The sequence below is a fragment of the Arthrobacter sp. BI5 genome (genome assembly GCF_056680065.1).
On sequence record NZ_CM155264.1, the window covers coordinates 1,627,062 to 1,651,271 of the forward strand.

A 24,210-nucleotide genomic window follows, 5' to 3' on the forward strand; every position below is an offset into this window, starting at 1 on the left:
AACCGGCCCAAGCTTAAAGTTGGGGTCGAAAGTTTCGACACGCCCCCGCAATACCCCCAACGTCTTTGACCTTGGGCCCCGGCAGGCCTAACGTCGGAGGTACAAGTTCCCATTGCATACAACAGCAGCGCAAGTCACACTGGACAGTGCAGCCGGATCCGAAATTACACGAATGATTTTCGTGCCGTGTCGGTCCGACACCGGTCCCGGACCGCGTGTTGTTGCTGCAAGTTCCCGCGGGAACTCATGACAAGGAGGATCCACGTGAGTCCGAAAGGCGAAGCAGGCGAGCTCAAGCAGGCCTCGACGGCAGGCGTTGCCGTGCCCGCGAGCGGCGCGCAGGGCCTGCTCTTCACCGAGGATCTTCCTGTCCTGGACGAAGACGCGGGCTACCGCGGCCCGACGGCCTGCAAGGCGGCCGGGATCACCTACCGCCAGCTCGACTACTGGGCACGCACCGGACTTGTCGAGCCTGCCGTGCGCGGCGCTGCCGGTTCCGGCTCACAGCGGCTCTACGGCTTCCGCGACATCCTGGTCCTCAAGGTCGTCAAGCGGCTCCTCGACACCGGCGTCTCGTTGCAGCAGATCCGCTCCGCAGTGGAGCACCTCCGGGAGCGCGGGGTCGAGGACCTTGCCCAGATCACCCTGATGAGCGACGGCGCCAGCGTTTACGAGTGCACCTCGGCGGATGAGGTCATTGACCTGGTCCAGGGCGGGCAGGGTGTCTTTGGCATCGCCGTCGGCCGGGTCTGGCGCGAAGTGGAAGGAAGCCTCGCGTCCCTTCCGAGCGAACACGCCGCGGACCAGTCCTTCCCGGACGACGAACTCAGCAAGCGCCGCGCCGCCCGCAAAATCGGATAGCACGGCGCACCACCCCTTCCGCAAAGCAACGCGGGGTCACTTGGCGTCCATCACACCGTGGTGGATAGACGCGACGTGGCTCCGCGTTGCTTTTTGTTTGCAGTGCTAGCGCTGGCTCCGGTCACGCACCGTCCCGGCGGACACCAGCTCCCCGGTGCGTCCGGTCCCCATCAGGTTGGCCAGCAGCGAGTCGAACAGCGCGGCGGCGTTCTTGGCCGAGTCCCCGGGCCAGTGATGCACCGAGTGGGCGGCGCCCTGGATCTGCTGCCAGTTGGCCTGCTCCGGGATGTGCGGGCTCAGCAGCAGTTCGCCGAACATGGACTGCATCTCGGCCAGGCGGAAGCTGTGCTCCGCGGAACCGCTGCGGACCCGGTTGGCCACAATGCCCGCAGGCGAAAGGCCGGGTGCGAATTCCTGCCGGAAGAGCTGGATTGCCCGCATGGTGCGCTCGGTGCCCGCGACGGAGAACAGCCCCGGCTCGGCAACCAGGGCCACCTTGTCGCTGGCAGACCATGCCATCCGGGTCAGCCCGTTCAGCGAGGGCGGGCAGTCCACCAGCACGAGCTCGTAGTGACCGGCGCCGGCCAGCACCGTGGAGAGCCGGCGCAGGTCGCGGCGGCCCAGGTCGGGCCGGTCGTAGATCCCGGTGTACGCGGAGCCGATGGCAACGTCCAGCACCGGCGCCGCGGCACCGCGGGAGGACGCTTCGCCGGCGCGTTCCACCCAGCCGCTGGGGACGACGTTGTCGGCCAGGCGGGCCCGGCGCGGGGCCTTGAGCATGCGGCCGATGTCCAGCTGGTCGCCGGGCCGGACGCCGAGGGCCGTGCTCGCGTCCGCGTGCGGGTCAAGATCGACCACGAGGGTGGGAATGCCGGCTGCGAGGGCGGCCGAGGCCAGCCCGGTTGTCACCGAGGTCTTGCCGACACCGCCTTTGAGGCTGCTGATGCTGACTACTTGCACTTGAAAAACCAATACCTAACGCCGGTTGCCGGGACTGGGTCGTGCCGGCCCGTGCGTTCCTTCGGACCGGGGCGTGCATGCGCCACCCACCAACTCATCATATGTTGATGCGCCGCCGAAACCTTTCTCATCGGGCCGTCCCGTCCGGCCCGGCGGCCGCCCGGACCGTTGGGGCGCCGCCGCAATCGCGGTGATCTGCCTGTTGCGGGCGAAATGACGCATAATGCTGTGACGGGCGCCACAATGATTTGTGTTTGCGCACACCGGTCCTAGAAACTGTGACGACTTACCGAACCACCCGCGATGATGCAGGAGAAGTATGTTTTCCAAGATTCTGGTGGCCAACCGCGGCGAAATCGCCATCCGCGCCTTCCGCGCCAGCTACGAGCTGGGTGCCAAGACCGTTGCAGTGTTCCCTACCGAGGACCGCAACTCGATCCACCGCCAGAAGGCGGATGAGGCGTATCTGATCGGCGAAGAAGGCCACCCGGTCCGGGCGTACCTCGATGTCAACGAGGTTGTCCGCGTGGCGAAGGAGGCGGGCGCCGACGCGATCTACCCCGGCTACGGCTTCCTCTCTGAGAACCCCGACCTGGCCCGCGCTGCCGCCGCGGCCGGCATCACCTTTGTCGGGCCGCCGGCGGAGGTCCTGGAGCTCGCCGGAAACAAGGTCGCCGCGCTCGAGGCCGCCCGCAAGGCCGGAGTCCCGGTGCTCAAGTCCAGCCAGCCGTCCAAGGACCTGGACGAACTCATCGCCGCGGCGGACGAGATCGGTTTCCCCATCTTCGCGAAGGCTGTCGCCGGCGGCGGCGGCCGCGGCATGCGCCGGGTGGACACCCGGGAGGCGCTGCCCGAGGCCCTGCAGGCCGCCATGCGCGAGGCTGACGCCGCCTTCGGCGATCCCACCATGTTCCTGGAGCAGGCGGTCCTGCGCCCGCGCCACATCGAAGTGCAGATCCTCGCCGACGCCGAGGGCAATGTTATGCACCTCTTCGAGCGCGACTGCTCGATCCAGCGCCGCCACCAGAAGGTGATCGAGATCGCCCCCGCGCCGAACCTCGACGAGGGCATCCGCCAGGCGCTGTACCGGGACGCCGTGAAATTTGCGAAGGCCCTGAACTACGTCAACGCCGGCACCGTGGAGTTCCTCGTCGACACCGTGGGCGAGCGGGCCGGCCAGCACGTCTTCATCGAGATGAACCCGCGCATCCAGGTCGAGCACACCGTCACCGAGGAAGTCACCGACGTCGACCTCGTCCAGGCGCAGCTGCGCATCGCCTCGGGGGAGACCCTCGCCGATCTGGGCCTCTCGCAGGAGACCGTCAAGCTCAACGGCGCCGCACTGCAGTCCCGCATCACCACCGAGGACCCGGCCAACGGTTTCCGGCCCGACGTCGGAAAGATCACCGGCTACCGCTCCGCCGGCGGCGCCGGTGTCCGGCTCGACGGCGGCACCGTGTACTCCGGCGCCGAGATCAGCCCGCACTTCGACTCCATGCTGGTCAAGCTGACCTGCCGCGGCCGTGACTACCCGACCGCCGTCGCCCGCGCCCGGCGCGCCCTCGCCGAGTTCCGGATCCGCGGCGTGTCCACCAACATCTCCTTCCTCCAGGCCGTCCTGGACGATCCGGACTTCATTGCCGGCGACGTCGCCACCTCGTTCATCGACGAACGCCCCGAACTGCTCAAGGCCCGCGTCTCCGCGGACCGCGGCACCAAACTGCTGACCTGGCTCGCCGAGGTCACGGTCAACAAGCCCAACGGCGAGCTCACGGTCCACACCGACCCGGCCGACAAGCTGCCCGCCCTGCCGGAGGGTGAGGCGCCCGCCGGGTCCCGGCAGCGGCTGCTTGAGCTCGGTCCGGAGGGCTTCGCCAAGGCCCTCCGCGGCCAGGATGCCGTCGCTGTCACGGACACCACCTTCCGCGACGCGCACCAGTCCCTGCTGGCCACCCGGGTCCGGACCCGTGACCTCGTGGCGGCCGGGCCGGCCGTGTCCAGGCTGCTGCCGGAGCTGCTCTCGGTCGAGGCCTGGGGCGGTGCGACGTACGACGTCGCCCTGCGCTTCCTCGGCGAGGACCCCTGGGACCGCCTGGCCGCGCTGCGCAAGGCGCTGCCGAACACCTGCCTGCAGATGCTGCTCCGCGGCCGGAACACGGTGGGCTACACCCCGTACCCGGAAGAGGTGACCGTGGCCTTCGTCAACGAGGCCGCCGCGACCGGCATCGACATCTTCCGCATCTTCGACGCCCTCAACGACGTCAACCAGATGGCCCCGGCGATCCGCGCCGTCCGCGAAACCGGCACCGCCGTGGCCGAGGTGGCCCTCTGCTACACCGCGGACATGCTCGACCCGGACGAAAAGCTGTACACCCTCGACTACTACCTGGACCTGGCCCAGAAGATCGTCGACGCCGGCGCGCACATCCTCGCGATCAAGGACATGGCCGGCCTGCTGCGCCCGGCGGCCGCTGCCCGCCTGGTGGCGGCCCTGCGGGAGAAGTTCGACCTGCCGGTGCACCTGCACACCCACGACACCGCAGGCGGCCAGCTGGCCACCCTGCTGGCCGCCGTGGACGCGGGCGTGGACGCCGTCGACGTGGCCTCCGCCTCGCTGGCCGGGACCACCAGCCAACCGTCCGCGTCGGCGCTCGTTGCGGCGCTGGCCCACACCCCGCGCGACACCGGCTTGAATTTGGCCAGTGTGTGCGCCCTGGAGCCCTACTGGGAAGCGGTGCGCCGCGTCTACGCGCCGTTCGAATCGGGACTGCCGGGCCCCACCGGCCGCGTCTACCAGCACGAGATCCCGGGCGGCCAGCTCTCCAACCTGCGCCAGCAGGCGATCGCACTCGGACTCGGTGAACGCTTCGAGGCGATCGAGGATATGTACACCGCAGCGGACCGGATCCTCGGCCGGCTCGTAAAGGTCACGCCCTCCTCCAAGGTGGTAGGCGACCTGGCCCTGCACCTGGTGGGCCTCAACGCCGACCCGGCGGACTTCAACGAGAACCCGCAGAAGTACGACATCCCGGACTCGGTGATCGGCTTCCTCTCCGGCGAACTCGGTGACCCTCCCGGCGGCTGGCCGGAACCCTTCCGGACCAAGGCCCTGCAGGGCCGCAGCGTCAAGGTCCGCGACGTCGAGCTCAGCGCCGAGGACAGCGCGGCGCTCAAGGGCGACTCCAGGACGGTCCAGCAGACCCTCAACCGCCTGCTCTTCGCCGGGCCCACCAAGGACTACCAGAAGAGCGTCGAGTCCTACGGCAACCTGTCTGTGCTGGACACCCGCGACTACCTCTTCGGCCTGCAGCGCGGCGCCGAACACGAGATCGAACTGGAGAAGGGCGTCCGGCTGATCGCCTCGCTGGAGGCCGTCTCCGAACCGGACGAGAAGGGCATGCGCACCGTGATGTGCACGCTCAACGGACAGTCCCGGCCCGTGGTGGTCCGTGACCGTTCCGTGGTGAGCAACGTCAAGGCCGCCGAGCGGGCCGACTCCTCCCAGCCGGGCCAGGTCGCCGCTCCGTTCGCCGGCGCCGTCACCCTGACCGTCAAGGCCGGCGACGCGGTCAAGGCCGGGGACACGGTCGCGACCATCGAGGCCATGAAGATGGAAGCCTCCATCACGACGCCGGTGGCCGGCACCGTGGCGCGGCTCGCCGTCGGTGCGGTCGAGCAGGTCCAGGGCGGGGACCTGCTGCTGGTCGTCGAATAGCGCAGCCGGCCGCGGCATAGCAGAAGGGCTCCTCCGGCTTCGGCCGGGGGAGCCCTTTCTGTGGTGCTTCGTGGTGCGGGGTATTAGGCGTGGGTGCTTCGCTTCGCGGAGTACATCTCCTCGATCACGTTCTCGAAGTCCTTCATCACCTGGGCGCGCTTGACCTTCATGGACGGCGTCAGGTGGCCGGAGGCTTCGGTGAAATCGGAGGGCACAATCCGGAAGGACTTGATGGCCTCGGCCTGCGATACGGACTGGTTCGCGCGGTTGATGAGCTCCTGGACCGCCGCGGTGACGGCCGGGTTTCCGGTGGCCTCGGCGACGGTGGTCGACGCCGGGAGGCCGTGGCGTTGCAGCCAGCCCGGCAGTGCCTCCTCATCGAGCGTCACGAGCGCGCCGATGAACGGGCGGTTGTCGCCCACCACGAGGACCTGCGAGACCAGCGCGTCGGCGCGGATCTGGTCCTCCAGCAGCGCCGGCACCACGTTCTTGCCGCCGGCGGTAACGATGATTTCCTTCTTCCGGCCGGTGATGGTCAGGAAGCCCTGCTCGTCCAGCTGGCCGATGTCGCCGGTGCGGAACCAGCCGTCCTCGAAGGTCTCGGCCGTGAGGTCCTCGCGGTTGAAGTAGCCCCGCATCACACAGACGCCCTTGGCGAGGATCTCGCCGTCGTCGGCGATCTTCACGGCGTTGCCTGGGATCGGTGCGCCGACGGTGCCGATCTTGATCAGCGACGGCGTGTTGACCGTGACCGGTGCGGTGGTCTCGGTCAGGCCGTAGCCTTCGAGGATCTGCAGGCCGATGCCCTGGAAGAAGTGGCCGAGCCGGGCGCCGAGCGGGCCGCCGCCGGAGACCGCGTGCGCCACCTGGCCGCCCATGGCGGCGCGGAGCTTGCCGTAGACGAGCTTGTCGAACAAAGTGTGCTTGAGCTTGAGGCCCAGCCCCACTTTGCCGGCCTGGCGGGCCCGCGAATACGCGATGGCGGTGTCCGCGGCGCGGTGGAAGATGGCGCCCTTGCCAGCGTCCTCGGCCTTGGTCAGGGCGGAGTTGTAGACCTTTTCGAAGACCCGCGGCACCGCGAGGATGAAGGTCGGCTTGTAGCTCTGCAGGTCCGGCAGCAGGTTCTTGATGTCGGGAGTGTGCGCAACGGTGACGCCGGCCGCCACCGCCAGCACCGAGATAAAGCGGGCAAAGACGTGCGCCAGCGGCAGGAACATGATGGTCCGCGCCTGCTCCTGGACGATCTGGCCCAGCGACGTGGCCAGTACGTTGTCGGAAAGCTCCACGAAGTTGCCGTGGGTCAGCTCGCAGCCCTTCGGACGCCCGGTGGTGCCTGAGGTGTAGATGATCGTGGCGAGGTCCTTCAGGGAGGCCTGGCTGCGGCGGGCTTCCAGTTCCTCGTCGCTGATGCCGGTGCCGGCGGCGCGGACCTCGTCCAGGGCGTCCCCTTCGAGCTGCCAGACGTGCCTCAGGCCGGTCAGGCCCTCGGAGGTCGCTGCCTGCCGGATGATGTCCTCGTGGTGGGCCGATTCGCCGAAGGCGGCGACGGCGCCCGAGTCGCCGAGGTTCCAGGCCACCTGCGAGGGGGAGGACGTCTCGTAGATCGGCACGGAGACGGCACCGGCGAACCAGATCGCGAAGTCGACGAGGGCCCATTCGTACCGGGTGCGGGACATGATGCCGACGCGGTCGCCGGCCCCCACGCCGCTGGCCATCAGGCCCTTGGCGAGCAGGGAGACGTCGGCGAGGAAATCGGTGGCCCGGACGTCCTGCCACTGGCCTGCGGCGTCGAGCCGTGAGAACAGGGCCGGGTTGGACGCCTTGGCGGCTTGGCGCAGCACCAGGTCCGTGATGTTCGTTTCCGGTGGGACGGTGACCAGGGGCGGGACACTGATTTCTCGCACGATAGCTCCTTTGATATCCATTGACCCGCAAGGGGGGTACGACTAACAGTAGTATGTGGCCCCCGCGGGGGTGTGTTCCACCTCACCTACTGGCGAGTAACTTTACGGTCAGGGGCCCGGTTGCGCCACTTCGGGACAGAGCCGGTGCCCGGCTGCGCTTACTCCTGCGGCCCCTAGAATGGGACACGATGCATATACCAACACCCGGGCAACAGCCCGCACCGCAGCGCAGGACGGCCGCCTGGCGGCGCAGGGCGCGGGGCTTTCCCGGCGCGGCGGAGGCGGGCGCCTACCGCGGACACCTGCGGCTCGGACGTAAGGGCCTGGCGATTGGCGTCGACATCGGCGGCACCAAGGTGGCGGCCGGCGTGGTGGATGCCGAGGGGCGCATCCTCAGCCAGGCGAGGCGGTCAACGCCGGGCAACGATCCGCGCGCCGTGGAGCAGGTGATCGTGGAACTCGTGGAGGAACTGGGCCGCGGCCACCGCATCGGGTCGGTCGGGATCGGAGCAGCCGGCTGGATGGACCTGGACGGCGCCACCGTGCTGTTCAGCCCGCACCTTGCCTGGCGCAACGAGCCGCTGCGCGAAAACCTGCAGCGGCTGCTGCGCCGCCCGGTGCTGCTGACCAACGACGCCGACGCCGCCGGCTGGGCGGAGTGGCGCTTTGGCGCCGGCCGGGGCGAGAGCCGGCTGGTCTGCATCACCCTCGGCACCGGCATCGGCGGGGCCATGGTGATGGACGGCCGGCTGGAGCGCGGACGGTTCGGCGTCGCCGGCGAATTCGGCCACCAGATCATCATGCCCGGCGGCCACCGCTGCGAGTGCGGCAACCGCGGCTGCTGGGAACAGTACGCCTCAGGCAACGCGCTCGGACGGGAGGCCCGGGAACTGGCCGCGGCGAACTCGCCGGTGGCCCAGGAACTGCTGAAGGCAGTGGACGGCCACGCCGAACGGATCACGGGCGTGATCGTGACGGAGCTCGCCAAGGCCGGCGATCCCACCGCCCGTGAATTGCTCGAAGAGGTAGGGGAGTGGTTGGGGCTTGGGCTCGCGAACCTGGCAGCGGCCCTGGACCCGGGCACCTTTGTGATCGGCGGTGGACTCTGCGACGCCGGCGAACTAGTCGTGGCCCCGGCACGGAAGGCTTTCGCCCGGAACCTGACCGGCCGCGGCTTCCGCCCGGCAGCCGGGATCGAACTTGCGGCCCTGGGGCCGAACGCCGGACTGATCGGCGCCGCGGACCTCTCCCGGGTCAGCAGCCGGATGCGCAGCTAGCGCCGGCCCGCCGCCGGCCGGGCAGCAGGAAGGCTAGACACGGGCCCCGTCGTCGTCCTCGTCCTTTTCCTGCGGCAGCTTCATGATCAGGAAGACCACCGAGGCTGCGAAAGCGGCCACCATGCCGACGATCGCCAGCAGCGGTGCGGACCGCCAGAAGATGACGGAGAGCAACAGCGCGACAGGGCCGCCGACGGCCCCCAGCCAGGCCAGCACCGTCAGGGGATCGGACCCGGCCAGGCTGGGCGGTTCCTCGGGGACGAACGCGCCGTCGTCGTCATCCGGCTCGTAGTCCCGCGGGCCGGTCAGGGTGCCCCGGCCCGCCGGAGCGTCGTCCACGATGCCCGGGGAGTCCGGCCGCCGCGCGGCCGGGGGCTCCAGCGGCGGCGGCGCCGCGAGGCCCAGCGGGTCGAAGTCGCGGAAGGACCGCGCGGCCGGGGCTCCGGCAGCGGGGCCGGCGGCAGGTCCGGAATCGGTGCCCTCAAGCCTGGCGACCAGATCCAGCCAGACGGCGTCGTCCTGGCTGGCGCCCGGGTCCGGGGAATCAGGATCGGGGGAGTCGGGATCGGATCTAGTCATCTGCCGTTTCTTTCTGGCTGGCGCTGGGGGCACCCGGGTTGTGGCCTTCCACCACCGACCGGATGAAGTCGGCCGTGCCGCGGAAGATGCGGGGCGCGTCGTTGTCCATGGTAGCCACGTGGTAGCTGTTCTCCAGCCGGATCACCTCCAGCGGGGCGTTGCTCAGTCCGCGGCGCAGGGCCGCCAGGCTGGTGTCGGAGACGACGTGGTCCACCGCGGACCGGTAGACCCGGACCGGGGCGGTGATCCGCGGCAGCAGCCGCACGGTGTCCTTGAACATCTTGTTCAACTCGTGGGCCGCCGCGACCGGGGTCCGCGGGTAGGCGCCCTCATCCACGCCCTCCTTGAGGATGTCGTTGGCGATCGCCGGAGTGCTTTTGAGCACGAACTTAAGGATTCCGGCCAGCGGGGCACGGGGATCATCGATCACCAGGCCGGGGTTGACCAGCACTGCCCCCGCCACCGGGCGGGTGGCCGCCAGCCGCAGCGCCAGCGCCCCGCCCATGGAGAGCCCGGCCACCACCACGTGGTCGCACTCCCCGGCCAGCTCCAGGTACGCCGCGTCCAGCCCCGCATGCCAGTCCTGCCAGCGTGTCCGGGCCAGCTCCTGCCAGCTGGTGCCGTGCCCGGGCAAAAGAGGCATCCGGACGGCGTAGCCGGCCCCGGCCAGGAATTCAGCCCACGCCCGGACGCCGTGCGGGCTGCCGGTGAAACCGTGGGACACCACCACGCCGGTCCGGGGACCGGAGCCGGTGAACGGGCTGCTGAACGGCGAGTGGTCGGGGGCTGCGTTCATGGGTGCTCCGGGTTTCGTGGCTGTGGCGGGTCTTCCGCCGCGCGGCCGGCGGGGACGGTGGACTGTTCGGCGGACGTGGTTGCGGACGTGGTTGCGTGCCCGCGAAAGAAGCCGGCGGACCGCGCAAAAATCGTAGGGGCGTCGACGTCGAGGGTGGCGACGTGGCCGCTATCCGGCAGCTGTACCACGGAAAACTCCCGCGATCCAAGGCGTTCGCGCAGCAGCGCCAGCGAGGACGGCGGCACCACCGCGTCGGCGTCGGACTTGAACACCAGCGCCGGGGCATCGACGGCGGGCAGCTCGCGCAGGGTCGCGGTGAAGAGCTTGCGCAGCTGGTGGACGGCCGCGAGCGGGGTCAGCGAATAGTCGCCGTCCTGCGTAGTTGCCGCCGTCGACTCCGCCTCCTGGAGCGGGACCGTGGTGCGCTGCAGGTATTTGAGCAGCCCGATGTAGCGCACCCGGCGGTCGTAGAAGCTGAGCCCGGGGTTGACGACGGCGACGCCGGCGACGCGATGCCGGGCTGCGGTGCGCAGCGCGATGGTCCCGCCCATGGAGAGGCCGGCCACAAAGCACGACCGGGTCCCGGCGGACAGCTCCAGGTAGGCGGCCTCGAAGGCGCCGTACCAGTCCTGCCAGTCGTACCGCGCGAGATCCCGCCAGTCGGTGCCGTGTCCGGGCAGCAGCGGCACGGAGACCGCAAAGCCTTGGGAGGCCAGGTGTTCGGCCCAGGGCAGGATGCTGAGGGGGCTTCCGGTGAAGCCGTGGCAGATGGCGACTCCGGTGTCCGCGTTGGCGCCGTGGCCGGGGTAGCGATAAGCGGCAGGCGTCATCGGAGTGCTGCTTTCGCTCATGAGCCCATCGTGTCACTGTTCGCGGCAAAACTCACTAGAGTAGGGTGTCATTGAAGTCCCGGCCGGGCCCGAGGAAGGGCCGGCCGGACGCCTGCCGGAGAGGTACACCACGTGTTTTATTGGTTCATGAAGACGTTCGTTCTTGGGCCGGTCCTGAAGTCGCTGTTCCGGCCCTGGGTCAAGGGACTGGACAACGTTCCGGCAGAGGGCGCCGCGATCCTTGCCTCCAACCACCTCTCTTTCTCCGACTCCATCTTCATGCCCCTGATGGTGCCGCGGCCCGTGGTGTTCCTGGCCAAGTCCGAGTACTTCACCGGAAAGGGAATCAAAGGCAAACTGACCGCCGCCTTTTTCCGCCTGACCAACCAGCTGCCGATGGACCGGTCCGGGGGAGCGGCCTCCGCCCGCTCGCTCGACGCCGGGATGGACGTACTGAAGAACGGCTCGCTCCTGGGCATTTACCCCGAGGGCACCCGCAGCCCCGATTCCCGGCTCTACCGCGGGAAGGTCGGGGTCGCCAGGCTTGCCCTGCAGGCCCGGGTCCCGGTGATCCCGGTCGCGATGATCGGCACCGACAAGGTCCAGCCGATCGGCAAGCGGATGCCGAATATCCGGCGGATCGGGATGATCTTCGGGGAACCGCTGGACTTCAGCCGCTACTACGGCATGGAGGACGACCGCCTGATCCAGCGCTCCGTGACCGATGAAATCATGTACGAACTGATGCGGCTCTCCGGCCAGGAGTACGTCGACGAGTACGCCGCCGTGGTCAAACTGCGGCTCGCCGGGAAAGCCACCGAGTCGCCCGACGCCGGCGCCGGCCAGGGACCGGAGACGCCCGGGACTGTGTGACGGGGCGCCCGCGGTCAATGACGCCGGGGGCCGCCGTTCACTGCGGAGGCAACTATCCTTAGAGGGTGACTGAGCTATCTGCGCCTTCAACGTCCCTGAACAACTCCATGCTGGCCGGCTCCGCCCTGGGCTCGCTGACCAGCACGGCCCAGAGCGGTGCCGCGAATTATCCGGGGCTGGACCACTGGCGGGAGCTCCCCGCCTCGCAACAGCCCAGCTGGTCCGATCCCGCAGTCTTTGAAGCCTCGGTGAAGGAACTCTCGGTCCTGCCGCCGCTCGTGTTTGCCGGCGAGGTGGACATCCTGCGGGAACGGCTCGCCGCTGCGGCGCAGGGCAAGGCCTTCCTGCTCCAGGGCGGAGACTGCGCGGAAACCTTTGAAGCGGCGACGGCGGACAAGATCAGCGCCCGGGTCAAGACGATCCTGCAGATGGCCGTCGTCCTGACCTACGGCGCGGCGATGCCCGTGATCAAGATGGGCCGCATGGCGGGCCAGTTCGCCAAGCCCCGCTCCTCCAACGACGAAACGCGCGAAGGCGTCACGCTGCCGGCCTACCGCGGCGACATCGTCAACGGCTACGACTTCACCCCGGAGTCGCGCGCCCACGACGCCAGCCGGATGCTCAAGGCGTACCACACCTCGGCGTCGACCCTGAACCTGATCCGTGCCTTTACGCAGGGCGGCTTCGCCGACCTGCGACTCGTCCACCAGTGGAACAAGGGCTTTACGGAGAACCCGGCGCACGCACGCTACGAGTCGCTGGCGCGCGACATTGACCGGGCCATCAAGTTCATGGCCTCGTGCGGGGCGGACTTCGAGGCACTCAAGCGCGTGGAGTTCTACGCCAGCCACGAGGCCCTGCTGCTGGACTACGAACGTGCCCTGACCCGCATCGACTCGCGGACCGGCCTGCCGTATGACACCTCGGCGCACTTCCTCTGGATCGGGGAGCGCACCCGGGAACTGGACCACGCACACGTCGACTTCCTGTCCCGCGTCCGAAACCCGATCGGCGTCAAGCTGGGCCCGTCAACCACGGGCGAGGACGCCCTGCGCCTGATCGACAAGCTGGATCCGAACCGGGAGCCGGGACGGCTGACCTTCATCACCCGGATGGGTGCCGGGAACATCCGGGAGAAGCTGCCGCCCATCGTGGAGCGCGTCACCGCCTCCGGCGCGCAGGTCCTCTGGGTCACGGACCCGATGCACGGCAACACGGTCACCTCGCCGAACGGCTACAAGACCCGCAACTTCGACGACGTCATTGACGAGGTGCGCGGGTTCTTCGAGGTGCACCACGGCCTCGGCACCGTCCCGGGCGGACTGCACGTGGAAATGACCGGCGACGATGTGGCCGAGTGCCTTGGCGGCGCCGACCCGATCGACCAGGACGCGTTCCTGGATCGCTACGAGTCGGTCTGCGATCCGCGGCTGAACCACATGCAGTCGCTCGAAATGGCGTTCCTGGTGGCGGGCGCCCTCGCCAAGCGCTAGGCGGCGGCCGGCGTCGGGCCGCCAGCAAGCAAACAGCACCGCCTCGGCTATATCCAGCCGGGGCGGTGCTGTTTCTGGAGGACTTGCGGACTGCGGCCGCGCGGCCGGACTGCTGGTCAGACCACCTTGAGCGTCACAACGGAGCCCTCGGGGGCGCGGGTGTCCTTGGGATCCTGTTCCCGGACGGTGCCGAAGAAACCTCCCAAGATGTTCTCGATCCGGACTTCAAACCCGAGCGCCTCGAGTTGCTTGCGGGCTTCGCTGGCTTGCTTGCCTACGAAGCTGGGGACGTCCACGAGTTTCGGCCCCTTGGAAATCGTCAGGGTCACGGCGCCGCCCTTCGTCAGGTTCCCGGTGGCAGGGTCCTGGCCGGCGACGGCCCCCTTGGGCACGTTCCGGTCAAAGACCTGCTCGGGGGCGACGACGGCGTTGAGCCCGGCGGCCTCGATGGCCTTGACCGCGGCCTCCTGGTCCTGGCCGCGGACGTCGGGCACCGGGATCGGCTGCGGCCCCTTGGAGACTGTCAGGCCGACGGGCGTTCCGTGCTTGGCCGGGGTGTCCTTCCCGGGTTTCTGCGCCAGCACGGTTCCGGCTTTCGCCTTCTCGTCGTAGCGCTCGGTGATGGGGCCCAGCGCCATCCCGGCGCCGTTAAGGGCCGTCTTTGCCGCATCCAGCGACTTGCCGGTCAGCTCCGGGAGGGGAAACAGTTCCGGGCCCTTGGACACGGCGAGCGAGACGGACTCGAACTTGCGGACCACCTGACCGGCCTGCGGCTCCGAGCCCACCACGAGCCCGGGCGACACGTTGTCATCGAAGACATCCCGGGTGGTCGACCCGAACCCGGCCGTCCGGAGCAGTTGCTGCGCCTCGGCCACGGTCTTGTTGGCCAGCTGCGGAATAGTTCCCGGGGACCCCGGACCCATGCCGAAGAACCAGCCGGCGCCGGCCGCGAGCAGCGCTACCAGGACCAGCACCAGGATCCAGGCCAGTCCCCGGCGCCGCGGGTTGCCGCTCCGCAGGCTGCGGCTTGGAGTCGCTGCCGCCCGCTGCCGGGCCAACGCGTCGTCGCGGTCCTGCTTGCGCTGGGCCCGCTTGCTGGTGGGTTCAGGCCGGCCGGCCGGGACGTCCTCTGCAGAGGCGCCGAACCCGCGTTCCTCCGGGGCAGCGAGCGGGCCGTAGGCGCCCGGCCGGGGCGTGCCAGACAAGACGGTGGTCGGGTTGCTGCGGCGGCTGATGACTTCGGTAGGGTGCTGAAAGCCGCCGAGCACTTCGGTGTGCGCCTGCCCGGCGGTCGGCTGCTCCGGCGGGGCTGGCCGGACCGGCGCGGGGCCGAATCCGGTGGCCGCCGCGGCGGCGGGCAGGGCGGCCGGCGGCCGCAGGTCCAGTTCGGCGTCGCTGAGGTTGGTCCGGATGTGGCGGAGTTCCGAGAGCAGGGCGTTGCCGTCGACGGGACGCTTGTCCGGGTCGTTGGCGGTGCACCACTGCACCAGCTCGTCGAGTTCTTCGGCAAGCCCCGGGACCAGCGCCGACGGCGGACCCACGGTGGAGTTCACGTGCTGGTACGCAACCTGGATGGGGACCTCGCCGTCGAACGGCTGCCGTCCGGTGAGCATCTCGTAGAGCATGATCCCGAGCGAGTAGATATCGCTGCGGGCATCGGCCTGCTTGCCCATCACGAGCTCGGGGGACAGGTAGGCGACGGTCCCGATCAGCGCGCCGGTGCTGGTGGTCGTGGTGATCGCCCGCGCCAGCCCGAAGTCGCCGATCTTGATCCGGCCGTCGTCGGCGATGAGCACGTTCTCCGGCTTGACGTCCCGGTGGATGAGGCCGGCGGCGTGGGCGGCTCCCAGGCCTTCGACAACGGGATCGATCAGCGCCAGGGCAAGCCGCGGGGTGAGGGCACCCTTTTCCTTGATCACATCCCGCAGCGTGTGGCCCTTGATGAACTCCATCACCAGGTAGGCCAGCGGGCCGTCGTCACCCTGGTCCAGGACCCCGACGACGTGCGGGTGCGAGAGCCGGGCCGCCGCCTTGGCTTCGCGGCCCAGCCGGTCCAGGAACTGCGGGTCTCCGGCCATGTGCGGATGCAGGACCTTGAGCGCCACATCCCGTTCGAGCCGCCGGTCGGTGGCGAGGTACACGGTGGACATCCCGCCGCGGGCCAGCTTTGAGCGAATCAGGTACCGGTTGTCCACCAGGGTCCCGACGAGAGCGTCCGATGTGTATTCCTGCACCCTCTGATCCTAAGCTCTGCACGGAAACGGGCCCGGATTGACATGCAACCCGGGCCCGTATCGTTACGCGGCGGAGGCCTCAGCCCCTCGCCGGTGGTTCTAGCTGAACGTCTTCTTGAGGCTCTTGATCGAAGCCACGTAGGCCTTCGTATCTTCGTACATGCCCCTGGTGTTCACCGAGTACTGTCCCTGGTAGTAACCGGCGATCGCGTAGTCCAGGTTCTTGCTGGTGCTGACCAGCTGGCGGATGATGGCGACGCCGGCCGTGGCGTTGTCGTACGGGTCCAGCAGGTTCAGCTTGCGGCCCACGAGGTCAGAGGCCCACCCGCCGGAGGACGGGATGACCTGCATGGTGCCGATCGCGTTCGCGGGTGACACCGAGCGGTGGTTGAAACCGGATTCCTGGTAGGCGAAGGCCAGGGCCAGGGACGGTTCCACGCCCATCCGGCGCGCCGTGTCTGCCACAATCTGCTTCATCTGCTCGCGCGAGGGAACCGGAGAAGCGTTGAGCAGCGCCTTGTTCTGGTTGGCGGAGCTGACAACCGCCTTCGGGTAGCTGAAGCCCAGGAACGAGCTGGGTACCAGTGGCGCGGCGGGGGTGGCCGGGGTGGCCGGTTTGCTCGAGGCAGGCGTGATCGTGCCGGTGCTGGCGCCAGGAATGACGAGCTTGTTGCCGGGGTAGATGATGCTGCTCATGGTCAACCGGTTTGCCGACAGGACGGCGGAGAGCTTCACCCCGTGCCGGGCAGCGATGCCCGAGAGGGTGTCGCCGGACTTGATCGTGTAGGAGCCGGAACTGGCGGGCTTCGGTGCCGCGGGCCGGGCCGGCGCGGGCTTCGGTGCCGCGGTGCGGACCGGGGCGGGTGCGGCCGTGCCGGCGCCGATCTTGATCTTCTGGCCGGGGTAGATCACCGAGCGCATGTTCAGCCCGTTGCGGCTGAAGACCTCGGACAGCTTGACGCCGTGGCGGGCAGCGATGCCGCTGAGGGTGTCGCCGGGCTTGACGGTGTAAACGCTGCCGCCGCTAACGCTGGCGCGGACGGGGGCAGGCTTCGCGGGAGCCGCCTTCGCGGGGGCGGTGGCCGTACCGGTGAGCCGGATTTTCTGGCCGGGGTAGATCACCGAGTTGGCGCGCAGCTTGTTCAGCGTCAGGACCGACTGGGTGCTCAGGCCGTACCTGGCGGCGATCCCGCTGATGGTGTCGCCGCGCACAATCGTGTACTGCGCCGGGGCAGAGACCTTTGCCGGGCGGAGTCCGGCGGGGAGCGTGGCCGGGACGGACCCGGCAGGAATCAGCGTGGACGGCTGCGAGGTGGGTGCCACGCCCTGGGCCTTCATGGCGGCTGCCAGCGTCGCCGGGATCGCCCGGGGACGGGATTCCGCAGCGGCCGGCTGGGCGATCGCCAGAGAGGAAAGCACGACGGCGGGCAGCGCCGCCGTCGTCGCCGCAATCAGCGGGAGGCCGGGCCTCGGGTTGGTTTTTGGCGAACGTGACGTCGTCATGGGAAAAATCCTCTTCTCAGCGGCGGACGCTGCAGTTCAGGCCGGTGTTACTGGTGTTAACAGTGTGACTAAAGATACTGCAGTTACAAATGTGATCTAAGCGAATGTCTCATGAATTGCGGATTAGCACAAGAATTGTTTGACATTCTGCAATCACGCAACTTCGGCGCGTGTCGCCGGCACCTGCCGGCCTGCCCGGACCGGCGCGGGGGAAGGTGCACAGGGTCGGCCGGTTCGGAGTACTAAGGGGCCCGTGCCGGGACGTACTAAGTACGACTGTATTAAGAGGTCGCGGCGGCGGGTCGTGGCTGACTAGGCGCATTCCGCTCCGGCATGGCAATCTTGATCCGTGAGTACTGTAGAAAGCCTTGTAGGCGAATGGCTGCCCCTGCCCGACGTAGCCCAGCTGCTGAACGTTTCCATCACCAAGGTTCATGCCCTGCTGGACGAACGCGCGCTGGCGGCGATCCGGATCGGTGACCGCCGGATCCGCTCGGTTCCCGCCGCGTTCATCCAGGACGGCCACGCCGTGGAGAGCCTGAAGGGCACGATCGTTGTCCTCTCCGACGCCGGCTATTCGGACGAAGAACTCATCACCTGGCTGTTCACCCCGGACGAGTCCCTGCGCGGGCGTCCGATCGACGCGCTGCGCGAAGGACGCAAGACGGAAATCCGCCGCCGCGCCCAGACCATGGCCTGGTAGGCCACCTTCCCTTTGACACAAAGGCCGTGCACGGCGCCTGGCGCTGTGCACGGCCTTTGCTGTACCCGGGTTGGCCTGCCGCCCGGCTAAGCGCTTGGCTAAGCGGTGCGGCTGACCGCGGCCTCGGCAAGCTTGCGGAGCGCCGTCTTGGGCAGCTCGTCCAGCGGCAGCAGGTCCAAGGCGTCGAAGGCGGCCCGGCCGAATTCCTCGATCAGGACTTCGGTGGCCTGCAGCGCACCGCAGTCGATGATGATCCGGCGAATTTCCTCGACATCCCCGGCGGTCAGGTCCGGGCTGCCGAGCTTGGCATCGATGAAGCTCGATTCCGCCGGCGCGGCCTGGTCGAGGGCAAAGGCCACCAGCACGGTGCGCTTGCCCTCCCGGAGGTCGTCGCCGGCCGGTTTGCCGGTGGTGACCGGGTCGCCGAAGACTCCCAGCACGTCGTCGCGGAGCTGGAAGGCTTCGCCGAGGGGGAGTGCGAAGGCCGAGTAGCCGCGCAGCAGCTCGTCCGAGGCGCCGGCCAGCGCACCGCCCAGTGCGAGCGGGTGCTCGGTGGAGTACTTGGCCGATTTGAAGCGGATGATCGACTGGGCCCGGCTGACGGCGCCGGCGCGGTCGCGGCGCGGCCCGGCCACCTCCTCAAGGATGTCCAGGTACTGGCCGGCCATGACCTCCGCACGCATCAGGTTGAAGATGAGCCGGGCCTGGCTGCCGGAAGCGGCCCGGTCGCCGATTTCGGTGAACGATTCCTCGCTGAAGGACAGGCAGAGGTCGCCGGTCAGGATGGCGGCGGCGTGGCCGAAGCGCTCCGGATCCAGCGCCCAGCCCTGGCTCGCGTGCAACTCGGTGAAGCGGCGGTGCACGCTGGGGCCGCCCCGGCGGGTGTCCGACCGGTCAATGATGTCGTCGTGGATCAGCGCGGCGGCCTGGAACAGCTCCAGCGCCGAGCCGGCCGTGACCACTTCGCCGGCCCCGGCGTCGCCGCCCGCGCCGCGCCAGCCCCAGTAGCACATCAGGGCGCGGAGGCGCTTGCCGCCGGTGACCAGGTTGGAGATGGAGCCCATCAAGGGATCGATGTCCGGGGAAATGGCGGACATGACGGCGGTGCGGGCGGTCAGGAAGTCGGTCAGCTTGCCGGCGACGGCGGCCACGAAGTCCGTCTGCTCCACCCGGAGTTGTTCGGCCAGGCTCACTTGACGGACTTCGCGGCGACGTTGGCGCCGATGGTGAAAGTGGAGACGCCGGCCGTCTCCACGACGGCGAGGTTCACCGTTTCGTTGCCCCCGCGCAGGAAGTCCTTGGAGGCCACCGACCCGACTTTCTCGCCGGGGACGGCCTTGAACCCCTGGCTCTCCAGCTTCTTGCTGTAGAAGGCCACGACTCCGGCGGCCGGGGAGCTGATTTTTGCCACCAGGGCGACCGTGGCCGGGGTGTCGGTCTTGTCGAAACTGCTGGATTCCACCTGGGCGCCCGGCATCACCGGGAGCAGGGTCTTCGGGAAACCTTCCACCAGGGCGCCCACGGTGGCGGAAGTGCCGGGTTCGGCTGAGGGGCTGGGAGGGGCCGTGGTGGAGGCCTGGGCGGTGGACTGTGCGGTGGACGTTGACTCCGAGGCCGTCGGCGACGACGTCGCCGTGGCCCCGGGGGCGGGGGTGCACGCGGCCAGGGCCAGCAAAGCGCCGGCGGCGGCCACTGCCGTCACGGCGCGGTTGCGCTCTCCAATAACCTTCACGGGGGTATTCCTCCTGGTGTTGACGCCGGATTCAGCCTCCAGTTTAGTCAGTCGCTGCGGCTAGGATTGATGTGTGGGGCCGGACAGCGAAAATCAGCGTGGGGAACAGAACAGCGAAGCCAGGCTTCGCGAACTCCGGCGCAGCAGCATCCTGCACGTGGACATGGACGCTTTTTTTGTCTCGGTGGAGCTCCGCAGCCGGCCGGAGCTGAAGGGCCGGCCCGTGATCGTCGGCTACCCCGCGGACCGGTCCGTGGTGCTGTCGGCGTCCTACGAGGCCCGCAAGTTCGGCGTCAAGTCCGCGATGCCGATGGCAGTCGCGGCGCGGATGTGTCCCTCGGCCATCATCATCGAACCCCGGCACAAGCTGTACTACGAGGTCTCAGGCCAGATCATGGCCATCTTCGGGTCGATCACCGACCTTGTGGAGCCGCTGAGCGTTGACGAGGCCTTCCTCGACGTCGGCGGTGCCATCCGGCGCCTCGGCCCGCCCCGGGAAATCGGCGAACTGGTCCGCCGCAGGGTGGAGGGTGAGCTGGGCATTACGGCGTCGGTGGGAATTGCGGCCAGCAAGTTCGTCGCCAAGATCGCGTCCACCCGGTGCAAGCCGGACGGCCTGCTGCTGATCGGCCCGGACGAGACGGTGCCGTACCTGCACACCCTGCCGGTCAACGCGCTCTGGGGCGTCGGCGCCAAGACCGTGGAGGTGCTCGCCCGGATGGGCATCCGGACCGTCGCCGATGTGGCTGCGACGCCGCTGCCGTCCCTGCGGAAGATCCTCGGAGCCACGGGCGAGCACGTCTACCGCTTGTCTTGGGGGATCGATCCCCGGCCGGTGACCCCCGTCCGGCTGGAAAAGAGCATCGGGGCGGAAGAGACGTTCGCGGTGGACACGGCCGACGACGCGCAGCTGCACCGCGAGCTGCTGCGGCTCTCGCACCGCACGGCGGAGCGGCTGCGGAGTGCCGGCATGCACGCCCGGACCGTGGCGCTCAAGCTGCGCTACGCGGATTTCTCCACGATCACCCGAAGCCGCACCGTTAGCACCCCGATCGACAGCGCCCAGTTGCTCTACGGCGTCGCGGTGCAATTGCTGGAATCCGTGGGCCAGCGGCCCATGACGGTGCGCCTGATCGGAATCCGGGCGGAGCAGCTCGAGGAAGCCGCCCAGGCGCCGCTGCAGCTTAGCCTGGACCGCCGTGATGACAACTGGCGCGCGGCCGAGCAGGCGCTGGACCGTGTCACCCGCAAGTTCGGCAACAAATCGGTCCTCCCGGCCCGGCTGCTGGACCCGGGACCCGGCCCCGGCTGAACTCACATTTTGCGGGAACCAGGCCGTCCCGGGCGGGGTGCGGATCCGGCTGCGCGCAAGGGCCCTCCCGGCGCCGCGGAGCAGGGCCGGCGTCTTTCAGAACAGGGCGCAACAAACTATCCTTAGATATACGTAGTTTTAGAACGACCGGATCAAACGTTCGGGTTGCCGGCCAGCCAACTAAACACCTCACAGGGAACCGCGGATCCGCATTTCACCAATGACGGGAAATGGGAACGGAAAGCGGGAACCAGCCGGGAAGCCCGGTCGTTAGGGGTTTAGGGACAAAGGCCGCGTCAAGTCCGGACGTTGGCCGACTTAAGGAGGTCGTGATGCCGCTCTCGGAGCACGAACAGAAGTTGCTGGAGCAACTTGAGAAGCAGCTGCACGAGGACGATCCCAAGTTTGCCAGTTCGATGGGCTCGGATCCGGGTCGTTCCTGGTCCACCCGTCACCTGGTCATCGGGGTCCTCGGCGCCCTCGCGGGCATCCTGCTGCTGTTGCTGGGCGTCTCGTTGCAGAGCATTCTGGTGGGCGTGCTTGGCTTCGTCGTGATGGGCGCCGGCGTTTACTTCGCCACCATGCGCAGCTCAAGCGGCAAGGCCAGGCCGGGCGCCGCCGGCGGAAAGCCCGGCAAACCGCGCAGTTCCTTTATGAGCAACCTTGAGGAGCGCTGGGAGGAACGGCACCGCGGGGACTCCTGAAGCAGGGCTGCGTCCGCGGCCGGCACCGAATCCTCCATTCCGCACCACTAAGACTTCCGTAGACCACGAAAGACCCGCTTCGGCGGGTCTTTCGCCGTTTAACCCGTCGCTTCCACGGGGCAACCTGGATCGGCTGCTCCGGTGTGGCCCTTTTGGGGTGCCTAAACGGCGGTTAGGGAACAGCCGACGCGCGGCCGGGGCGGCGCAAGTCCCTCCACTGCGCCCCACTTTTCCCGCTTCCCTTTATTCCCAAGGAACATTTGGGCGAAAAAGCGCCGGAAATGGGTCAAAAAACACCGGATGTCGTTGACGGGGGAGCGAAGTGGAGTAATGTGGAGGACGTAAGAGGGTAGTGGCAGCACAGGGGACGTTGGACTTCCTACAACAGACAGGCGGTGGGCCGTGTTTCTCGGCACACATTCGCCGCGTCTGGACGAAAAGGGTCGCATCATCCTCCCGGCGAAGTTCCGCGAGGAACTTGCCGCCGGCCTGGTTCTCACACGAGGCCAGGAGCGTTGCATCTACGTCTTCAGTGAGGCGGAATTCGGCCGGGTTCACGAGCAGATGCGGGAGGCTCCAATCTCCTCCAAGCAGGCTCGCGACTACATCCGCGTTTTCCTCTCTGGAGCCTCAGACGAGGTACCTGACAAGCAGGGGCGCGTGACGATTCCGCCGGCGCTCCGGGAGTACGCAGGTCTCGGCAGGGAGTTGGCCGTCATCGGCGCCGGCACCCGGGCGGAGATCTGGGACGCCCAGGCCTGGAATGAGTACCTGGCCGAAAAGGAGACCGCCTTCTCGGAAACCGACGACGCCATCCCGGGGATTCTCTAAAAGCCCCGCGGGCGCCGGCACCACCAGCACCACCCGTTTCTTGACCGAGATCTCCAGCCGCCCATCCGGCGGTTCACCTGGCTCACTTCCCCGGAGCCAGGCGGACCGCAGGGTAGCCGCGGATGGGGATCTGGATCAAGAAGCAGCAAGGCCGCATAGCAGGACCAAGCAGCACAATCCCCAGCAGGACCTGACAGCCACTCCGAGCAACGAAAGGACGCAGGCATGAGTGACGACTCCAACCAGGCGAAGCCTACGTCCGAACGCCATGTACCGGTCCTCAAGGACCGGTGCATCAATTTGTTGGCACCGGCTTTCGAAGCGGCCCGACGCCGCGGCGAGACGCCCGTCGTCGTCGACGCCACGCTTGGCATGGGTGGCCACTCCGAAGCGATGCTGCAGCGGTTCCCGGACCTGCACCTGATCGGCATCGACCGTGACGAGGAGGCGCTCGCCCTGGCCGGGGAACGCCTGGCGCCTTTCGCCGACCGGATCGACCTGGTCCACGCGGTGTATGACGAGATCCCCGAGGTCCTGGCGGACCTGGGCTTCAACGAGGTCCACGGCATCCTGATGGACCTTGGCGTCTCCTCCCTGCAGCTGGATGAGCGGGAACGCGGCTTCGCGTATTCCTTCGACGCGCCGCTGGACATGCGGATGGACACCAGCCGCGGCCAGACCGCCGCCGACGTCGTCAACAACTACAGCGAAGAGGACCTCGTCCGGATCATCCGGAAGTGGGGCGAGGAGAAGTTCGCCGGCCGGATCGCCAACCGGATTGTGGCGGCCCGGGGGCAGAAGCCTTTCGCCACCACCGGGGAACTCGTTGAGACCATCCGCGCCGTCGTGCCCGCTGGTGCTGCCAAGAGCGGCGGCCACCCCGCGAAGCGGACCTTCCAGGCGCTCCGGATCGAGGTCAACGAGGAACTCGAAGTCCTGGAGCGTGCCATCCCGGCAGCCGTGGCCGCGATCGCCCTGGGCGGCCGGGTCGTAGTGATGTCCTACCACTCGCTGGAAGACAAGATCGTCAAGGGGGTCTTCCAGGCCGGCTCCAAGTCCTCGGCCCCGCTCGGCTTCCCGGTGGAGCTCGAGGAACACAAGGCCGAACTTAAGACCCTGACGAAAGGCACCGAGGTGCCCACCGCCGCAGAAATCGCAGAAAACCCACGCGCCGCTTCCGCCAGGCTCCGCGCCGTGGAACGCATCAAAGCCAGGAGAGTCGCATGAGCACCGCCGCCGTCAACAGCTTCCCCGTTGCCACCGCTGCCACGGCCCGTGCGCTCCCGGACCTGCACCCGGCCGCGCCGATCCGCAAATCCCGCACCCCGCTCTCCGTCGTCCGGACTGTTCCGCGCAAACGGCGGGCACCGTTCGTCGTGATGTGCTTCGGGATCCTGGCGCTGGCGCTGATGGCGGTGCTGGTCCTGAACATCTCCGTCTCCTCGGCGCAGTACCAGCTGGTGCAGCTGCGGGCCAAACAGACCACGCTGACCAAGCAGAACCAGGACCTCACCCAGCAGGTACAGAATTTCGATGCCCCGCAGAACCTGGCCGCCAAGGCCACGGAACTGGGCATGGTGGCCTCCGCCGGCAAGGGGCAGATCGACCTGTCCACCCTGTCCGTCACCGGGAAGGCCAAAGCGGCCGTCAAGGGCGACGCACCGGGCGCCGTTATTGCCGCACCGGCCGTCGCCGGCCAGATCAACGTGGTCCCCTCGGTGTCGGAGGCCGAGCCGCTGCTCAACCGCAGGCCGGCCGAGCCCAGCACCGCCCCCGCACCGGCCGCGCCGGCCCCGGCCGTCAAGGCGCCCGCCCCGGCCGTAGACCTGCACGGTGGATCCGTCCCCGCCCCCGCGCAGAAGGCCCCCGGTAAGTAGCGGACGGGACCAACCGACCAGCCAGG

General features: G+C 68.5%; 20 protein-coding genes. 11 read left to right on the forward strand and 9 right to left on the reverse strand.

Going from position 1 to position 24,210, the window contains the following annotated elements:
• Window positions 1-264: 264 nt before the first annotated feature.
• Window positions 265-861 (forward strand): MerR family transcriptional regulator, encoded by a 597-nt coding sequence (locus AC1MED_RS07395; RefSeq protein WP_346959088.1) that lies wholly within the window; start codon window positions 265-267, stop codon window positions 859-861.
• A gap of 105 nt (window positions 862-966) precedes the next feature.
• On the opposite strand, the gene AC1MED_RS07400 is transcribed toward AC1MED_RS07395, so the two are convergent.
• Entirely contained in the window at window positions 967-1,821 is an 855-nt protein-coding gene (locus AC1MED_RS07400) for a ParA family protein (RefSeq protein ID WP_479786233.1), read from the reverse strand.
• Window positions 1,822-2,140: 319 nt separating this feature from the next.
• Here AC1MED_RS07400 and AC1MED_RS07405 point away from each other — a divergent pair, with 319 nt between their 5' ends.
• On the forward strand, window positions 2,141-5,536 hold the full coding sequence (locus AC1MED_RS07405) for a pyruvate carboxylase (RefSeq protein WP_479786234.1): 3,396 nt from the start codon (window positions 2,141-2,143) through the stop codon (window positions 5,534-5,536).
• 83 nt (window positions 5,537-5,619) lie between these two features.
• Here the strand turns inward: AC1MED_RS07405 and AC1MED_RS07410 are convergent, their stop codons facing one another.
• Window positions 5,620-7,440 carry an AMP-dependent synthetase/ligase gene (locus AC1MED_RS07410; protein WP_479786235.1) on the reverse strand — a complete coding sequence of 607 codons (1,821 nt, stop codon included), beginning with the start codon at window positions 7,438-7,440 and terminating at the stop codon, window positions 5,620-5,622.
• Window positions 7,441-7,628: 188 nt separating this feature from the next.
• On the opposite strand from AC1MED_RS07410, the gene AC1MED_RS07415 reads away from it, so the two are divergent.
• A complete protein-coding gene (locus AC1MED_RS07415) occupies window positions 7,629-8,717 on the forward strand; it encodes an ROK family glucokinase (protein WP_479786236.1) in 1,089 nt (362 codons plus the stop codon).
• 33 nt (window positions 8,718-8,750) lie between these two features.
• Here AC1MED_RS07415 and AC1MED_RS07420 read toward each other — a convergent pair whose 3' ends face one another.
• Genes AC1MED_RS07420 through AC1MED_RS07430 form a run of 3 tightly spaced genes read right to left on the reverse strand, consistent with a single transcriptional unit; the run spans window position 8,751 to window position 10,943 of the window.
• Complete coding sequence (locus AC1MED_RS07420) at window positions 8,751-9,296, reverse strand: hypothetical protein (protein ID WP_479786237.1); 546 nt, start codon at window positions 9,294-9,296, stop codon at window positions 8,751-8,753.
• Window positions 9,289-10,092 carry an alpha/beta hydrolase gene (locus tag AC1MED_RS07425; protein ID WP_479786238.1) on the reverse strand — a complete coding sequence of 268 codons (804 nt, stop codon included), beginning with the start codon at window positions 10,090-10,092 and terminating at the stop codon, window positions 9,289-9,291. Before AC1MED_RS07425 ends, AC1MED_RS07420 begins: the two co-directional genes overlap by 8 nt.
• Window positions 10,089-10,943 (reverse strand): alpha/beta hydrolase, encoded by an 855-nt coding sequence (locus AC1MED_RS07430; protein WP_479786239.1) that lies wholly within the window; start codon window positions 10,941-10,943, stop codon window positions 10,089-10,091. Before AC1MED_RS07430 ends, AC1MED_RS07425 begins: the two co-directional genes overlap by 4 nt.
• A gap of 111 nt (window positions 10,944-11,054) precedes the next feature.
• Here AC1MED_RS07430 and AC1MED_RS07435 point away from each other — a divergent pair, with 111 nt between their 5' ends.
• Both AC1MED_RS07435 and AC1MED_RS07440 read left to right on the forward strand, forming a co-directional pair.
• The gene (locus AC1MED_RS07435) at window positions 11,055-11,795 is read left to right on the forward strand and encodes a lysophospholipid acyltransferase family protein (RefSeq protein ID WP_346959080.1); all 741 of its coding nucleotides are present in this window, start codon (window positions 11,055-11,057) and stop codon (window positions 11,793-11,795) included.
• Between the two features lie 107 nt (window positions 11,796-11,902).
• Window positions 11,903-13,288, forward strand: coding sequence for a class II 3-deoxy-7-phosphoheptulonate synthase (locus tag AC1MED_RS07440; RefSeq protein WP_479786605.1), 1,386 nt, complete (start codon window positions 11,903-11,905; stop codon window positions 13,286-13,288).
• Between the two features lie 116 nt (window positions 13,289-13,404).
• On the opposite strand, the gene AC1MED_RS07445 is transcribed toward AC1MED_RS07440, so the two are convergent.
• Together AC1MED_RS07445 and AC1MED_RS07450 are read right to left on the reverse strand one after the other, a co-directional pair.
• Entirely contained in the window at window positions 13,405-15,522 is a 2,118-nt protein-coding gene (locus tag AC1MED_RS07445; RefSeq protein ID WP_479786240.1) for a Stk1 family PASTA domain-containing Ser/Thr kinase, read from the reverse strand.
• 99 nt (window positions 15,523-15,621) lie between these two features.
• A complete protein-coding gene (locus AC1MED_RS07450; protein WP_479786241.1) occupies window positions 15,622-17,025 on the reverse strand; it encodes a lytic transglycosylase in 1,404 nt (467 codons plus the stop codon).
• Between the two features lie 349 nt (window positions 17,026-17,374).
• Here AC1MED_RS07450 and AC1MED_RS07455 point away from each other — a divergent pair, with 349 nt between their 5' ends.
• Window positions 17,375-17,728, forward strand: a complete 354-nt coding sequence (locus AC1MED_RS07455) for an Rv2175c family DNA-binding protein (RefSeq protein WP_346959077.1) — start codon at window positions 17,375-17,377, stop codon at window positions 17,726-17,728.
• Between the two features lie 98 nt (window positions 17,729-17,826).
• On the opposite strand, the gene AC1MED_RS07460 is transcribed toward AC1MED_RS07455, so the two are convergent.
• Window positions 17,827-18,921: a polyprenyl synthetase family protein gene (locus AC1MED_RS07460; RefSeq protein WP_479786242.1), complete on the reverse strand. Its 1,095-nt coding sequence runs from the start codon at window positions 18,919-18,921 to the stop codon at window positions 17,827-17,829.
• Window positions 18,918-19,460, reverse strand: coding sequence for a hypothetical protein (locus AC1MED_RS07465; RefSeq protein ID WP_479786243.1), 543 nt, complete (start codon window positions 19,458-19,460; stop codon window positions 18,918-18,920). Before AC1MED_RS07465 ends, AC1MED_RS07460 begins: the two co-directional genes overlap by 4 nt.
• A gap of 73 nt (window positions 19,461-19,533) precedes the next feature.
• Between AC1MED_RS07465 and dinB the strand changes: the two genes are divergently transcribed.
• From dinB to ftsL, 5 genes are all read left to right on the forward strand, one after another.
• Window positions 19,534-20,772, forward strand: a complete 1,239-nt coding sequence (gene dinB / locus AC1MED_RS07470; protein ID WP_479786244.1) for a DNA polymerase IV — start codon at window positions 19,534-19,536, stop codon at window positions 20,770-20,772.
• 332 nt (window positions 20,773-21,104) lie between these two features.
• Window positions 21,105-21,476 carry a DUF3040 domain-containing protein gene (locus AC1MED_RS07475; RefSeq protein WP_479786245.1) on the forward strand — a complete coding sequence of 124 codons (372 nt, stop codon included), beginning with the start codon at window positions 21,105-21,107 and terminating at the stop codon, window positions 21,474-21,476.
• 402 nt (window positions 21,477-21,878) lie between these two features.
• A complete protein-coding gene (gene mraZ, locus AC1MED_RS07480) occupies window positions 21,879-22,307 on the forward strand; it encodes a division/cell wall cluster transcriptional repressor MraZ (protein WP_056740915.1) in 429 nt (142 codons plus the stop codon).
• Window positions 22,308-22,532: 225 nt separating this feature from the next.
• Window positions 22,533-23,534 carry a 16S rRNA (cytosine(1402)-N(4))-methyltransferase RsmH gene (rsmH, locus tag AC1MED_RS07485; protein WP_479786246.1) on the forward strand — a complete coding sequence of 334 codons (1,002 nt, stop codon included), beginning with the start codon at window positions 22,533-22,535 and terminating at the stop codon, window positions 23,532-23,534.
• Entirely contained in the window at window positions 23,531-24,184 is a 654-nt protein-coding gene (gene ftsL / locus AC1MED_RS07490) for a cell division protein FtsL (RefSeq protein ID WP_479786247.1), read from the forward strand. The genes rsmH and ftsL overlap by 4 nt, the downstream gene beginning before the upstream one ends.
• Window positions 24,185-24,210: the final 26 nt, after the last annotated feature.